The sequence below is a fragment of the Flammeovirga sp. SJP92 genome, from assembly GCF_001583495.1.
Taxonomy (GTDB): domain Bacteria; phylum Bacteroidota; class Bacteroidia; order Cytophagales; family Flammeovirgaceae; genus Flammeovirga.
In genome coordinates this window covers 741,678-754,960 of sequence record NZ_LQAQ01000061.1, presented here as the reverse complement: position 1 = coordinate 754,960, position 13,283 = coordinate 741,678, and the positions used below count along the sequence as shown (strand labels likewise).

General features: G+C 33.1%; 13 protein-coding genes and 1 pseudogene. 8 read left to right on the top strand and 6 right to left on the bottom strand.

The genetic code is table 11. The annotated features are described in order from the left end of the window. Positions 1–277: pseudogene (locus AVL50_RS15860) on the bottom strand (helix-turn-helix domain-containing protein); the annotation flags it as partial. Between the two features lie 422 nt (positions 278–699). On the opposite strand from AVL50_RS15860, the gene AVL50_RS33020 reads away from it, so the two are divergent. Both AVL50_RS33020 and AVL50_RS15855 read left to right on the top strand, forming a co-directional pair. Beyond that, entirely contained in the window at positions 700–849 is a 150-nt protein-coding gene (locus AVL50_RS33020; protein WP_157491355.1) for a hypothetical protein, read from the top strand. A 16-nt stretch (positions 850–865) separates the two neighbouring features. Then, the gene (locus tag AVL50_RS15855) at positions 866–1,945 is read left to right on the top strand and encodes a DUF3137 domain-containing protein (protein ID WP_062617450.1); all 1,080 of its coding nucleotides are present in this window, start codon (positions 866–868) and stop codon (positions 1,943–1,945) included. A 33-nt stretch (positions 1,946–1,978) separates the two neighbouring features. Here AVL50_RS15855 and AVL50_RS15850 read toward each other — a convergent pair whose 3' ends face one another. Continuing rightward, positions 1,979–2,872 carry an SIR2 family protein gene (locus AVL50_RS15850; protein WP_062617449.1) on the bottom strand — a complete coding sequence of 298 codons (894 nt, stop codon included), beginning with the start codon at positions 2,870–2,872 and terminating at the stop codon, positions 1,979–1,981. Positions 2,873–2,930: 58 nt separating this feature from the next. Then, on the bottom strand, positions 2,931–3,854 hold the full coding sequence (locus AVL50_RS15845) for a zinc-dependent peptidase (RefSeq protein ID WP_062617448.1): 924 nt from the start codon (positions 3,852–3,854) through the stop codon (positions 2,931–2,933). Positions 3,855–4,096: 242 nt separating this feature from the next. Between AVL50_RS15845 and AVL50_RS15840 the strand changes: the two genes are divergently transcribed. Beyond that, positions 4,097–4,501: a hypothetical protein gene (locus tag AVL50_RS15840; RefSeq protein WP_062617447.1), complete on the top strand. Its 405-nt coding sequence runs from the start codon at positions 4,097–4,099 to the stop codon at positions 4,499–4,501. A gap of 251 nt (positions 4,502–4,752) precedes the next feature. Here AVL50_RS15840 and AVL50_RS15835 read toward each other — a convergent pair whose 3' ends face one another. Next, a complete protein-coding gene (locus tag AVL50_RS15835) occupies positions 4,753–5,631 on the bottom strand; it encodes a pirin family protein (protein ID WP_062617446.1) in 879 nt (292 codons plus the stop codon). Positions 5,632–5,721: 90 nt separating this feature from the next. After that, positions 5,722–6,579, bottom strand: coding sequence for a helix-turn-helix domain-containing protein (locus AVL50_RS15830; protein WP_062617445.1), 858 nt, complete (start codon positions 6,577–6,579; stop codon positions 5,722–5,724). A 175-nt stretch (positions 6,580–6,754) separates the two neighbouring features. Between AVL50_RS15830 and AVL50_RS15825 the strand changes: the two genes are divergently transcribed. The 3 genes from AVL50_RS15825 to AVL50_RS15815 all read left to right on the top strand — a co-directional run bounded on the left by AVL50_RS15825 (position 6,755) and on the right by AVL50_RS15815 (position 9,760). Continuing rightward, the gene (locus AVL50_RS15825; protein WP_062617444.1) at positions 6,755–7,465 is read left to right on the top strand and encodes a Crp/Fnr family transcriptional regulator; all 711 of its coding nucleotides are present in this window, start codon (positions 6,755–6,757) and stop codon (positions 7,463–7,465) included. Positions 7,466–7,582: 117 nt separating this feature from the next. Next, positions 7,583–8,236: a recombinase family protein gene (locus AVL50_RS15820; RefSeq protein WP_062617443.1), complete on the top strand. Its 654-nt coding sequence runs from the start codon at positions 7,583–7,585 to the stop codon at positions 8,234–8,236. Positions 8,237–8,401: 165 nt separating this feature from the next. Then, the gene (locus AVL50_RS15815) at positions 8,402–9,760 is read left to right on the top strand and encodes an MFS transporter (RefSeq protein WP_063850743.1); all 1,359 of its coding nucleotides are present in this window, start codon (positions 8,402–8,404) and stop codon (positions 9,758–9,760) included. An 854-nt stretch (positions 9,761–10,614) separates the two neighbouring features. Here the strand turns inward: AVL50_RS15815 and AVL50_RS15810 are convergent. Continuing rightward, positions 10,615–12,090 (bottom strand): Do family serine endopeptidase, encoded by a 1,476-nt coding sequence (locus AVL50_RS15810; RefSeq protein WP_253764291.1) that lies wholly within the window; start codon positions 12,088–12,090, stop codon positions 10,615–10,617. Positions 12,091–12,764: 674 nt separating this feature from the next. On the opposite strand from AVL50_RS15810, the gene AVL50_RS15805 reads away from it, so the two are divergent. Together AVL50_RS15805 and AVL50_RS33715 are read left to right on the top strand one after the other, a co-directional pair. Further along, a complete protein-coding gene (locus AVL50_RS15805; protein WP_062617441.1) occupies positions 12,765–13,097 on the top strand; it encodes a co-chaperone YbbN in 333 nt (110 codons plus the stop codon). Next, entirely contained in the window at positions 13,087–13,218 is a 132-nt protein-coding gene (locus AVL50_RS33715) for a hypothetical protein (RefSeq protein ID WP_256366125.1), read from the top strand. The genes AVL50_RS15805 and AVL50_RS33715 overlap by 11 nt, the downstream gene beginning before the upstream one ends. Positions 13,219–13,283: the final 65 nt, after the last annotated feature.

The following is a 13,283-nucleotide window of genomic DNA, read 5'->3' as shown; positions in this document are numbered from 1 at the left end:
TGATTTTCTTTTTGGCGGTTTCCAATTCCAGTTTGAGTTCTAACAGTTCTTGTTCAGGTGTTTTCTTTTTCATGGTACTGACTTTATGGTTCCAGTCAAAGTTACCATATTTTTGTAACCAAACCTTTACTGTTCTATCTCCCTGTATTCCATATTTACGTGTAGCTCCTTTTAAACTTAATTGACCACTTTCAACTTCTGAGACAATTTGAAGTTTTAAGGACATTGAATAATCCTTCTGAGTTCTTTTAACATATTGACTTTTATTGTCTTCCATAATAACGATTGTTTTAGTGTATCGTTATTTTAGGACTTTACAAATCGTAACTGAAAATGATATTAGATGTTTCTCTCGAGGAGGACCTTTTTGAATCACCTGAAACGTACTCAGTTTATAATTCACTTCATTTCAATAAGGTTATCATTCAAGAATTAACTCTTAATACCAGAACTTTCTTTGAAGGGGTAAAGATGTTGCTATATGAATTACATAATATTTTTTTGATTAAAAACGCAAACAATTATCATGAATACATTATTTATTTTAGGAGGTGTAAACTTCTTATTTATAATTTATTTTATTTCTGTGTATAACAGTTTAATCGCTAAGAAAAACCAAGTTGAAAATGCTTTTAGTGGTATAGATGTACAGCTGATCAAGCGATGTGATTTAATTCCAAATCTACTGCAAGTAAATTTATGAGCCATGAAAAGGAATTATTATACAAACCTGCCACTTTAAGATCTCAGGCCATTTCAGGTACAGCAACCACTGAGGAAAGAATGGAATTAGATGCTAAAATGTCATTAGCTATTAAGTACCCTAATAGCACTCTTTTGTATCAATAAGAATTATAAACAAGAAATGAAAACAAAACAGGAACTGAATAACTTCTTAAAGAATAATTTAAAGCAAAATCTTAAGGAATTAGATGAGGTAAGGCTCTCATTAATTCCAATGGATAAAAAAGTGAAATTTGCTTTTAGATTTCTCCTTTTTCCGACCTTTTTTTTGATTATTACAATTGGTATGCCTCTTTTAATGAGGTTTATAGGTTCAAAGATGGAAATGAGAGGAGTGGAACTTATGGCAAAAGAATTGATGCGTCTTCAGTGGTCAATATTAAAATCTGTAATTGGACATGTAGAGTTGTATCAAGTTGTTATACTACTTTTAGTAATGTCTTTAGGTATAATCTATTTCTTTGTCAAAGTATATTTTCCTTTTCTTAAAAAAAGAAAAGAATATGAACATTTATACTCCATTAAGGTTAAAGGGCCTATTTTTCAATTTCTTGATAAGAACTGGAAGTATACTCCATCGCATAGTATTACACTTTCAGAATATAATAACAGTCGGTTAGCTCCAAGGCAACAAGATAGTTATTCAGGTAAAGACCTTATAGAAGGACATTTTGATAATGTACCGTTTAAGTCTTGTGAAATTCATACTCAATATTTTAAAGAGAAAAAAGAGACGAAGCAATGGTATACCATTTTCAGAGGAATATTCTTTAGTGCTGAATTAGATAATAATTCAAGTGGTGATATTATATTGATAAGTAAAGATTGTGTTCTATTTAGAACGTTGGTACAACACATAAAACAAAAAGCATTTAAGGATGTTTCGGTGAATAATGAAGCTTTCAATAGAATTTTTAAATGCAACGCCACAAATGAAAAGGAATTTACCAAGGCCTTGAATAGTAAGGTATTCAGAATTTTAATGCAATTAAAAGAGTGTTACAATGGAACTTTAGGGATGTCAATAATTGGAACCAAATTATATGTTACCATTTCAACTGAAGAAGAAGTACTCAAAATGCAGAAAATTACAGAGGGCCTTATTGATATAGAGAGAATTGAAAAATACTTTGAAGTTCTTCAATTGCTAAAGATTCTAGCTGTAGAATTAAACAGCCAATCTAAACTAGTCATTTATTAAGTCTACTTTTAAAGCAAGAACTCTCTCAAAAAACTATTTCCCATCAATTTGATCAAGGATTCTGATGTAATGACTTTCCCAATCATGATTTACCACAGGGTCTTTGATTACTTTTACTTTGAAAGAATGCAGTAATTCTTCTTTTTCTTTTGAAATATTGTCATCGGTATAGAAATAAACGTTGTTTTTAATGAGCTTCTTTCTGCCATTATACATCGTTCGGGCTCTTTTGTTGAGTATCCACCAAAGATCGGTTTCGCTGTAGTCCATAGATAAGCCAACAATGTGAATATCAGTAGTAAAGAATAATTCTATCCATGAATAACCATCGTATTTCTTTTCATTTACCTTTTTGAAAAGTGATTTTACTCTGACCTTTTGTTTGTTTTGAATAAACTCATAAGTTCCTTTAAGGTAGCCGTCTAGCTTTCCAATCGTTCCACAATAATGGTCCAATCCCAACATGATGGAACTTGGCTTATTAATCTCCCCATGAATATTCCAGATTTTAGCTACTTCCTTATTTTCTTTTAAAATAGAAGTGTTTCTCCTGATATTATAAGCTTCCTCAGTACTATTATTTTTGATTTCGAAATCATTCCCCAAACATTTTAGAAAAGCATAATCATAATTGGTGGTCATATAGTTTTTACAACCTAATTCAAAGAGTTTTTTGTAATAAACATTCGTAGGGATTTCCTGAAAGTTTTTGGCAATTTTATCCTTGATGTTTTTTTCAGCAAGATGGGCGCTTTTCAAGTCTACTTTGTCTTTTTCTAAAACAATTCTCTCAAAAATCAACGTATTGGGTAAGTTTCCATTCTCAAAAATTCTAGCCTCCTTGAGTTCCTCCAAAAGACTGTTCCAGTTTAATGCGTTTTGAGATAGAAGATTGATGCCGTTTCCGAATAAAATTGTTTTTTCCATAAGGATAATTTCTTATCAGTACTGTTTGTTTAGAATGAACGCACAAATATAGGAAAGATTAAAGGCCTTTTCCATGACACTTTTTATACTTTTTTCCACTTCCGCAAGGGCAGGGATCATTACGGCCTATCTCCTCATCTTCCACAAGACTACTTAAATAGTTTCTTTCTTGCTCAGCCATATCTTGATTGAATATTTGCTCTAATGCTTTGTAAAGTTCAGGATGCTTTTTTTCAAGTAGTTGTGGTCTTTCAAAAAAATACTCCGAAGTTACTGTAATAAATTCTTGTACTTTAGTAGCTCCATATTCATCAATACTTGATTCTTTATTGAGAATTTTATCAGTCTCTTCCTGCATCAACTTTATCCATGGAATGGCATAACTTTTCTGAAGGAGCACTTCAGGAACACCATCTGTTTTTCCGTCAGCCATATCAATCAAATGTACAAATTCGTGTATCCCTACATTTTTCTTGTCATTATCATTTCTAAATCCTTCTCTCAGTGCCCCTTTTGATAAGAGCATCTTGTTTTTAAGCTTTCCTTCACCCACCATACCAAGTACATGACCATCAGTAAACTGCTGTCCAAACTCCGTGTCATTAAGATCAGAATCTAAAATAAAGACTTCATTCAAGTTAGGGTACTCCCAATTAGGGTAACCAAAAATTGGAATGATAGCACTGCTTGCTACAAGCAAACGGTCAAGATCTTCCACTTCCGTTTCAACAGGTGTGATAGTGATTGTATCTAAAAATCTTAAAACTCTCTGTTCAAATTCATCCTTTTTAGGATCAGGTATTTCGTTATAAAAAGTAACATACTCTCTTAAAATCACTCTCCATTCCTCTTTGAAATCTCTCCTTCTGAAATGAAAGTGATGGTCGTTTTTTTTCTTTTTGGAATTGGAAATAAGAAGGTAAATAAGGCTTCCAATGATACCGAGACTTAGTAATGTTAGTATTGAAGTTGTTATGTTCATAATATTCAAAAAATAGATTATCTATATCTAGCTATGAAGCTATTCATGAATTCAATATTCTACAAGCTTTTCTGTTCAAGTAATGTCAAATTAATATAAAAAATGGTTGTTCGTTGAAAAAAATATGCCGTTCGTTTAAAACCTGTAAACAGATGAGTACATTTTATTCATTTCCCCTCTCTATTGTAATATATAAGCCAAAGCCTTATTAATTCAGTCATCAAATTTAACAAAACAGAATAATGAAATTTAAATTACTATTATCCGCAGTTTTTCTTTTTACTCTAACACATCTATTTGCTCAGGAAGATATAAAAAAACAGAAGAGGTCACCTGAGGAGAGTGCTGTGGAAACACTTGGCAAGTTGGAGGAAAAAATAGAGTTGGATGATCAGCAAAGAAAGAGTGTTTATGATATTCATGTAGATTTTTTCACTTCAATGCATGAGGTAATGAAAGAAAAAGACCGTGAAAAAATGCAGGAGCTGGAAGAGGCAAGAAATGAAAAGGTAAAGGAAGTTCTAGAAAAAAAACAGTACCGAAAATACCTCACAGTGATGGAGGAAAATAAACCTCAAAGACCTCAAGGAGGCCGTGGAGGACAAGGTGGAATGAGAGGTAGAGGCGGTAGAATGGGTGGAATGTAACCAAAGAAATTACCTTTTATCAATCTTATATGTACTAGAACAGAGGTTTTGCTTTGTAGTACTAAACAAAGGAAGGCCTGCGTAGCAAGGTTGTCAGATCACGTAGGTCTTCTGCTTTTCTAAACCAATAAATAGAAGTCTGTCAATTAAGATAGAAGTATTGTGAACTTAAGAATTAATCTGATTGAAGAGTAAACCCACTTCTCCGATGAAAAGTGGGTTTCTTCGATTTTTATAAAATGAGAATATTATTAGACAGTCATAGGTACTTCCATAAGTAATAATTTGGAGCCTTTTTTTGCTTTGATATTCAATTGGTTAACGTTCCAAATTCCAAAACCATCTCTCTTTTCTAACTCCTGACCTTCTACAGTGACATTACCTTCCAATACAAAAAGGTAAGCACCATTGTCTGAAGAATTAAAAGCGTAAGAAAGGTCCGTATTTTGATTAAAATCTCCTAAACTGAACCACGCATTTTGATGAATCCAAACACCAGCATCATCTTTATTTGGAGAAAGTACTTGGTTCAATTGATTCGGTTTTGAAATATCACCAATAGAAATTTGATCGTAACGAGGTGCTACAGATTTTTCATTTGGGAACACCCATATCTGTAAGAATTCTACATTTCTATCCGTATTCTTATTGTATTCGCTATGATAAATTCCCGTTCCGGCACTCATCACCTGTATATCTCCCTGCTTAATCACCGCTTTATTTCCCATGCTGTCTTGATGTTCCAAATCACCTGAAAGAGGAATAGAGATAATTTCCATATTGTCGTGAGGATGAGTTCCAAACCCTTTTCCTTCTGCCACAGTATCATCATTCAAAACTCTTAAAGCACCAAAATGAACTCTTTCAGGGTTGTAATAATTAGCAAAACTAAAGGTATGATGAGAGTTTAACCAACCATGATTGGCATGTCCTCTTGTATCGGCTTTATGTAATACAGTATTCATAGTTTTATATTCTTCGTTCGGTAAATGATTAAATCCTACTTGTTGCATCAATTTGTCATAGTCAGAGTTTTTAAGTTTCACATTAGACGCTTTGACCATTGAAGGTATAGTAGCACTCGCCACTACGGCTTTTAACGATGTAGATATAAACTTTTTTCTGTCCATAACTTTTTGATTTTGATGTAGTACAAAGGACGGAATTATAAGTAGGGCAGGAAATATGAGAAAAAGTGAAAAACTTATGAAAATCCGATATTAGCTCATTTTTCTAAATTGAGAAGGGGATACACCCACACATTTCTTGAAGAAAGCACTGAAATTGGCAGGTTCAGAAAAACCTAATTCATGGCCAATCTCCTTATTGCTCATAGCACTAAAGTAGATCAGCCTTTTAGCCGCAATGATAATTCTACTTTGAATATGCTCTTTAGCCGATTTTCCACTGTGCTGTTTCACTACCTTATTAAGATGGTCAGGGCTGATGTGTAATAAATCAGCATAAAAATTAGTATGATGATTGGTTTTGTAATGTTGATGAATTAGCTGTTTGAAATTTCTGAAAATAGTATTGACAGTATTGATGTCCTCTTGAGGTAAGGAACAAACATTATTACATAGAATCAAAACAAGTTTCAATAAGGCGCCAATAGCTTCTTCTTTATAGGCGATTTCAGAATGAAAAATAGCATACATCTCCTTCAAATATTTTTGAATTGTCAGGAAGTCATCATCATTGGGTGTTAAAGGTGGAGTTTCACTGAAATCATTAAATAAATTCAGATCTTCAATAAAAGTAAGCGGAATATTGTTGAATAGTAAAAAATCATGAGAAAAGACAACTGCATAACCAAAAGACTTTTCTCTTTCTATAATTTGATGAACCTGCCCAGGAGAGATGAAATAAATCTGATGATCTTTTAAAGAATAAGATTTAAAATCTACTTTATGTTCTCCTTTGGCAGAAGCTGTAAAAATGAGTGTAAAATAATCATGACGATGTGGATCGTCTTTTTTTCCACCTCTTCTATCATAAATATCCTCCATTTTTGAAATGCCAAAACTCAGCTTTTCATCCCTTTTATTGACGTTTTTATATGTTTTTAAGGATTCCATAGGTCATAAACTTTTACATTCAACTGAAGTTATACTTGATATGTTTACAGAAAAACAATAGTAATTTTATGTAGTATAACTATTGTGGAAGTTCACCTTTTTGTATATTGAGTTTTACTTTTTACAATAAAATTACGTAGATTTACTTAAACTTAAACGAAAAAACTACTCACAAATGAATTCTAGCATCGACTGTAAAAGCTGTCATAATGATCAGTGCTTAATCAAAAAAAATTGTCTTACAGAAGAGGCGATTCCTTATTTAGAGCAGAAATTAATGGTGAAAGCCAAGAAGAATCAACCTTTTATTTTAGAAGGTGCTCCTGTTCATGGCTTATATTTTATCTATAAAGGTAAGGTAAAAGTAGCAAAAACAGGTATTAATGGAAAAGAACAGATTGTGAGGTTATGTCAGGATGGAGAAATCATTGGGCATAGAGGTTTTGGAGTAGGACAGTTTTATCACATCAGTGCAGTAGCGATTGAAGATATTACACTATGTAATTTTTCAAATGAGGTTATCAACAGCATGTTGCAGAAGGTACCTCAGCTTTCTTACAATATGATGCTTTTTTATGCAGAAGAATTAAATAGAAGTGAGAACAAGGTACGTAAAATTGCACAAATGACGGTGCGAGAAAAAGTAATTGATGCGATTTTATACATGAATAGAAAATTTGGGCAAACCAACTCACTTTTAAATATTCAGTTATCAAGAAAAGAAATTGCGGATTTTGCTGGAACTACTGATGAACAGGTGATTAGAGTGATTTCGTCTCTGAAAAAAGAGGGTATATTGATTGCGCAAGGTAAGCGTTTGGGAATTGTGAAGTTAGATAAATTGAAGAATGAAATTAAAGAGCATAATTTCTTTCTAGATAGCTGAATATGAAAATTTTACAAAAAATTGATTTTTAATTTAACTTCATTAGTTGTTTTTTTATCTTAAAATGTGTTTACTTTAAAGTGTGTACAATCAATTTTTTTAGAATAACTAGTAAGCATGTCAGTTATAACATATATACGCGTATCTACAGTTGCACAATCTAAATTTAAACAGCAGGCTAAGATAAAAGGTAAACCTTTTATTGATAAATGTCCTGTCACTTTACCTTTCATAGAGCGTCCGAGAGCACAAGAACTTTTGACTACGCTCACAGCAGAAGATACATTATATATCGAAGATATTGATAGGTTGGGAGACAACCCTAAAGACATTTTGGATGCCTTAAAAGCATTGCTTGAGACCAATGCAGACGTTATCATTAATAAGTTTGATTTGGAAGAAGGCACTTCAGCAACGGCTTTGAAAGCAGTAATTTCAGCTTTTGAAACAATGATCAACATGAAGGAATATCAAATGCAGGAGAAAACAGTGGAAGGTATTGCTCGTGCAAAGGCTGAAGGGAAGTACAAAGGAGGAAAGAAGGGAAGGAAAATGAATGTTGAACGTTGGATGGAAAGAAACAAGGACGTCATTGAAGGTTTGAAGAGTGGCTTGACTACGTATCAAATCTCAGATTCAACAGGAGTAGGGAAGACACAAGTTTCAAGAGTAAGAAAACGTTTGCGTGAGATCGAAGCGGAGCTGATTCAAGAGAATAATATACCTCATGAAGAAGTCATTGACGAAACACAAAAATTAGAACAAGCTTAAAAAAATATTATACGTTCATACGTAATTTGGAGACTACTTATCACTAAGTAGTCTTTTTTTATATAAAAAATACGTAATATTTTTGAAAAGTAAGTATAAATACGTAGTATTGCTGTGTAATTATTCTATAGCAACGTGAAAATACTTAGTAGTATGAAGCCAAACATGATTTCAAACGAAAAAGCAACAAGCATCAACTTGTTCGACTTCAGTAGCATACAAATGAGAACATTTCATTTAAGTTGGATCGCATTCTTTTTGTGTTTCTTCGGATGGTTCTCTCATGCACCTTTGATCAAGTCTACAATTGGACCTGACTTAAATCTTACAAAAGAGCAAGCAACAATCGCTTTCATCGCCTCAGTAGGTGTTACAATTTTTGCAAGATTGGGAATTGGTAACCTTTGTGATAAAATTGGACCAAGAAAAAGTTATGTATATCTTTTAGTATTTGGTGCATTTGCAGTAGCGGGATCTTCTTTTGCTAACACTTGGGAAACTTACTTGTTATCTCGTTTAGCTATCGGTGTAATTGGTGCTTCATTCGTTATTACTCAGTATCATACTTCAGTGATGTTTGCTCCAAACGTCATTGGTATTGCCAATGCAACAACTGCAGGCTGGGGTAACTTAGGTGGTGGTGTTACAAACGCTACAATGCCATTGATCGCATCAGGAGTTGCAGCATTTGGATTAGCGGAAGCGGCAGAATCATGGAGAATTGCAATGTGGGTACCTGCTGCTATCATGTTATTAGTAGCTTACTTATACTGGAAATATACTACGGACTGTCCTAAAGGAAACTATGACGATCTTCCTGAGGAAAGACCACAAGTTAAAAAAGGAGAGAAAAGTTTATTTTATGCAGCAGCAGCTGATAAAAGAGTATGGATCTTATTCTTAATGTATGCAGGCTGTTTCGGTATGGAATTATTCGTTACAGGTAAAGCATCAACTTATTATCAAGAGAAATTTAGTTTGAGCCAAGAGGCTGCAGGTTTTGTAGTATTATTCTTTGGAGCAATGAACTTATTTGCTCGTTCAACTGGAGGATGGATTGCGGATAGATTCGCAAAAAATTCAGGATTGAACGGTAGAGTAAAAATATTAGTTTACGTAGTGATTGCAGAGGGTGTAGCATTATTACTATTCTCTCAGATGAATAAATTAGAATTAGCAATCTTAAGTATGGTATTCTTCTCGTTGTTCGTACAGATGGCAGAGGGAGCAACTTACTCAGTAGTACCATTTATCAATAGAAAAGCATTAGGAGCAGTTTCAGGTATTGTAGGAGCAGGAGGTAACGTAGGTGCAGTATTATACGCTCAATACTTATTAAGAACAGGGGCTTCATTACAAGATGCATTCTTCACATTCGGTTTTGTAGTATCAGCTGTAGGTTTCTTAGGATTATTAATCAAGTTCTCAGCAGAAGACGAATCAGCGGCCGTAGAAGAACAAAAGAAATTAGAAGCATTCAATGCTACATTAAAAGATCAAGCAGCAGGCGTACCTGCTGTATAACAAACAACTTCATACTAAAAAATATACCTATAAAATAGAAATATGTGATTTATAGTGTTCCGATATAAAAACTCTTATTTGCAGGCAGTCTTTTTCTCCTAGAGGAAGACTGCTTTTTTATTGTTCTAATATTAAATTAATGTCAGCTGGATAATAGAGATAGACTTAATAGAAGCTTTGTAAACTAAAACTTTTTTTATTCATATTGTCTAAAACTCTGCACTGGAAGTAAAGGGTTTTAGACCCATTTCTGAGACCAATAAACCATCTTTTGAAAGTGTAATGTTTTTTCAAACTCAGATTTTTTGATTTAATCTATTATTCAAGGTAAATCGGTTTCAAGTCCAAACTTATACAAGAAATATTTTATGAACCGTAATAATTTATTATTGTATAAAGGTGTTTTTCAGGTGAGATACTTTATCAGAAGAAAAGTTGAGAAATAAATTATCTTTTTTATACTCTCCGAAAAAGTTTAGACAAAAAAAGAAGGGATCAGATAAAATCTAAACCCTTTCCCCATTACTTAAAGCAAACTATTGTTCTTTTTGTAAATCGAATGAAATATTCTATTATTTCCTTCTATTACTAATTTCTTTTTTTGTCACAACCCTTTGTTGTGTCTTACACCCTTATAAACGTCAACTAGGGGGTAAAAAGTTTCATTAAAAACGTTAATGAATTAAAATAAATGTAATGAAATCGTAATTTCGTACACAATGTTATGTGATTTACCCTTTATCTCATTGCAAATTAAACAGTTTTTCTTGAATAATTATGTTAACAAGAGAATATATTTCAAAGAAATACAGAGTTGTTGCGTTTATTAACAACAACCCTGCAAATATAATACCTTAAAGTCCTAATCCAATATATTCTTTTTGTCCATTTGGATACATACCTTCTAATAAGATACCTCCGCTCTTGCCTCTTAGTGCACTTCCTAGGTCATCAATAGATAAAACTTCCTCTCTATCTACATACATAATAATGAAACCTTCTTTGATACCTGCTCTTGCTAATTTGCTACTAGGATCTAGCTTAGTGATCTCTAAACCGCCATTTATGCCCAGAGCAGCCGCTTTTTTATCAGCCAATGGTTGCACTTCAGCATTCAATGCTTCAATAGCTTCTGCTGAGTTTTTTGGAGCGGAAACAATATCTGTAGTATTTTCTTTATTTTTTAATTTTACATCAAAAGATTTTTCTTTTCCATTTCTGTTGACAGTCACATTTACTACATCACCAGGTCTTTTTCTCGCAATATACTCCTGCAATTCAGAAACAGTACTCATTTCTTCATTATTGATCATTGTGATAATATCACCTTTTTCAATGCCCGCTTCACTTGCAGCACCTTGAGGGTTTACACCCATTACAGCAATACCGGAAATTTTTTCAAGTCCTGCTTCATCTGCAATTTTTTGATCGATATCTTGGATCTGTACACCAATAAGAGCTCTCTGAACTGCACCGTATTCTTTAAGATCTTCCATTACCTTTTTCACCAATTCGGAAGGAATAGCAAAAGAGTAACCTGTAAAAGAACCCGTTCTTGAAGCAATTGCAGAGTTAATTCCAATTAAACTTCCATTTAAGTCTACTAAAGCACCTCCTGAATTACCCGGGTTTACAGCAGCGTCTGTCTGAATAAATGATTCAACTGCTAAATTGGTCTTTGATCTTAAAATGTTGATGTTTCTTGCTTTTGCACTTACAATACCTGCGGTTACAGTAGAAGTTAACTCATAAGGGTTACCAACGGCTAATACCCATTCACCAACTTTTACATTATCGGAATTGCCAAATTTTAAGAATGGAAGGTTTTCATCTGCTTCTACTTTTAATAACGCTAAGTCTGTTGTAGGATCTGTTCCCACTAGAGTGGCAGTAAAAGTATGCTTGTCTTCTAATACCACTTCTATCTTTGAAGAACCTTCTACAACGTGGTTGTTTGTAGCGATGTAACCGTCTTCACTGATAATAACACCAGAACCAGACCCTAGCTGACCACCTTCAGCACGTGGATCATTAAAGAAGTCATGGAAAAAACGTGGTGTATTTTTTCTCATTGCTGAAGCATCAGCATATGTTTTAATATGTACTACAGTTGGTGTTGTCTTTTCTGCAGCACTCACAAAGTTCAATCCATCAGGAACACTATATTCAGGCCTTGCAGTCGTAGTCTCATATTTTGTGAAAGCAACTGGTTGATCGTTTTGTGTTTTTTGACCTTGAATATCGTCTTGAATAAATGTTGTGTAAGTTCCAATTGAAATGATGCCACCTAACATCGAAGCGGCCACCATTGACATGAATTGTTTTTTCATAATTAGATAGTAAAAATTAAGTTTTGTAAGAGAACTATATGAGGAACAGTACGTTTATTGCTGATCCCATAATTCTTATTTGCACTAGTATTTCACTAATTAAATCAAACCTTGTGCGAAAAATAAGTTTATTTACCTTTTTTATAAAATAATAAGAGATGGATTTATTCTTTAATTTTTTTTAAAAGAGTGAACTATCATAAAATCATGATGATAACAGTCAACTTTTCTTTAAAAAAGAATAAGCACCTTTGTAATGTCATAAGAGAAAAGGATACAAAATACTTATTGTAAGTGTCCTTCTAAAAGTGATTCTAATACTCTGATATAGAGTGTTTTAATATAAGAACTGAGAGTTTCTGTCCTAAGGGACAGATCAATTTTCATAGTGTTTAAAGTTTGGGTGTAAATTGAAACGGGGCTCGTCCATGACGGGCCTTGTTTTTTTGTATATACTTTTTTGAAGGTGACATTATTTCATGACTTATGACACATTGACTGCTTTGTTCACAATAAAGATGAAATATTTCTTAAATCTCCTCCTTGTTTTAACTTTGGATCTATATTTACGTAATATAGCTTAAAATCAACAATTAGAATATGTATTTTGTTGATTTTGAGTAAGTAAGTCGACTTCTGTTGATCTCATCTATATAACAAGAATTAATCTTATAATGTTTACACTTCCAAGTGAAGTGCAAGAAGTTCAATCTAGAAATGAACTAGAGCACTTTATGAATACAACCGATAAATTGATTTTGAGCTTTTCTACGGAATGGTGTCCTCCTTGTCGTGTGATGGAAGGTACAATTTCCAACTTATCTTTTGAACTGAGCGGGAAAGCCAAAGTGATTAAAATTAATCCTGAAAAACTTCCAGATCTTGCAGAAGAGTTTAACATGAAAACTATTCCTTATTATATGGGATATGTCAATGGACAATTCAATAAAAAGGCTCAAGGGGTGGTACCTATAAAAATGTTGAAAGAACTAGTCAATGAAGAATAAAATACTAAGTATTCTGAAGTCTTTGTACAAAAGTAAGCAGAAGGCAAATCAAGGTTGTTGTACAGCATCATTGAAGCGTTTTGAAAAAGATAAGAAAAAGTCACTTGCCGGTTCAAAATAAAGGCAAGTGACTTTTTGTTTCTCTATGACATGCAGTCAAAGAGATTTATTGGTATCATGTAATGA

What these genes read in the sequence shown, in the direction of transcription:
- AVL50_RS33715 (WP_256366125.1), top strand. Translation starts at nt 13,087, where the DNA reads ATGAAGAATAAAATACTAAGTATTCTGAAGTCTTTGTACAAAAGTAAG.
- AVL50_RS15845 (WP_062617448.1), bottom strand. Translation starts at nt 3,854, where the DNA reads ATGAACATAACAACTTCAATACTAACATTACTAAGTCTCGGTATCATT.
- AVL50_RS15820 (WP_062617443.1), top strand. Translation starts at nt 7,583, where the DNA reads ATGTCAGTTATAACATATATACGCGTATCTACAGTTGCACAATCTAAA.
- AVL50_RS15835 (WP_062617446.1), bottom strand. Translation starts at nt 5,631, where the DNA reads ATGGACAGAAAAAAGTTTATATCTACATCGTTAAAAGCCGTAGTGGCG.
- AVL50_RS15840 (WP_062617447.1), top strand. Translation starts at nt 4,097, where the DNA reads ATGAAATTTAAATTACTATTATCCGCAGTTTTTCTTTTTACTCTAACA.
- AVL50_RS15805 (WP_062617441.1), top strand. Translation starts at nt 12,765, where the DNA reads ATGTTTACACTTCCAAGTGAAGTGCAAGAAGTTCAATCTAGAAATGAA.
- AVL50_RS15810 (WP_253764291.1), bottom strand. Translation starts at nt 12,090, where the DNA reads ATGAAAAAACAATTCATGTCAATGGTGGCCGCTTCGATGTTAGGTGGC.
- AVL50_RS15815 (WP_063850743.1), top strand. Translation starts at nt 8,402, where the DNA reads ATGATTTCAAACGAAAAAGCAACAAGCATCAACTTGTTCGACTTCAGT.
- AVL50_RS15850 (WP_062617449.1), bottom strand. Translation starts at nt 2,872, where the DNA reads ATGGAAAAAACAATTTTATTCGGAAACGGCATCAATCTTCTATCTCAA.
- AVL50_RS33020 (WP_157491355.1), top strand. Translation starts at nt 700, where the DNA reads ATGAGCCATGAAAAGGAATTATTATACAAACCTGCCACTTTAAGATCT.
- AVL50_RS15830 (WP_062617445.1), bottom strand. Translation starts at nt 6,579, where the DNA reads ATGGAATCCTTAAAAACATATAAAAACGTCAATAAAAGGGATGAAAAG.
- AVL50_RS15825 (WP_062617444.1), top strand. Translation starts at nt 6,755, where the DNA reads ATGAATTCTAGCATCGACTGTAAAAGCTGTCATAATGATCAGTGCTTA.
- AVL50_RS15855 (WP_062617450.1), top strand. Translation starts at nt 866, where the DNA reads ATGAAAACAAAACAGGAACTGAATAACTTCTTAAAGAATAATTTAAAG.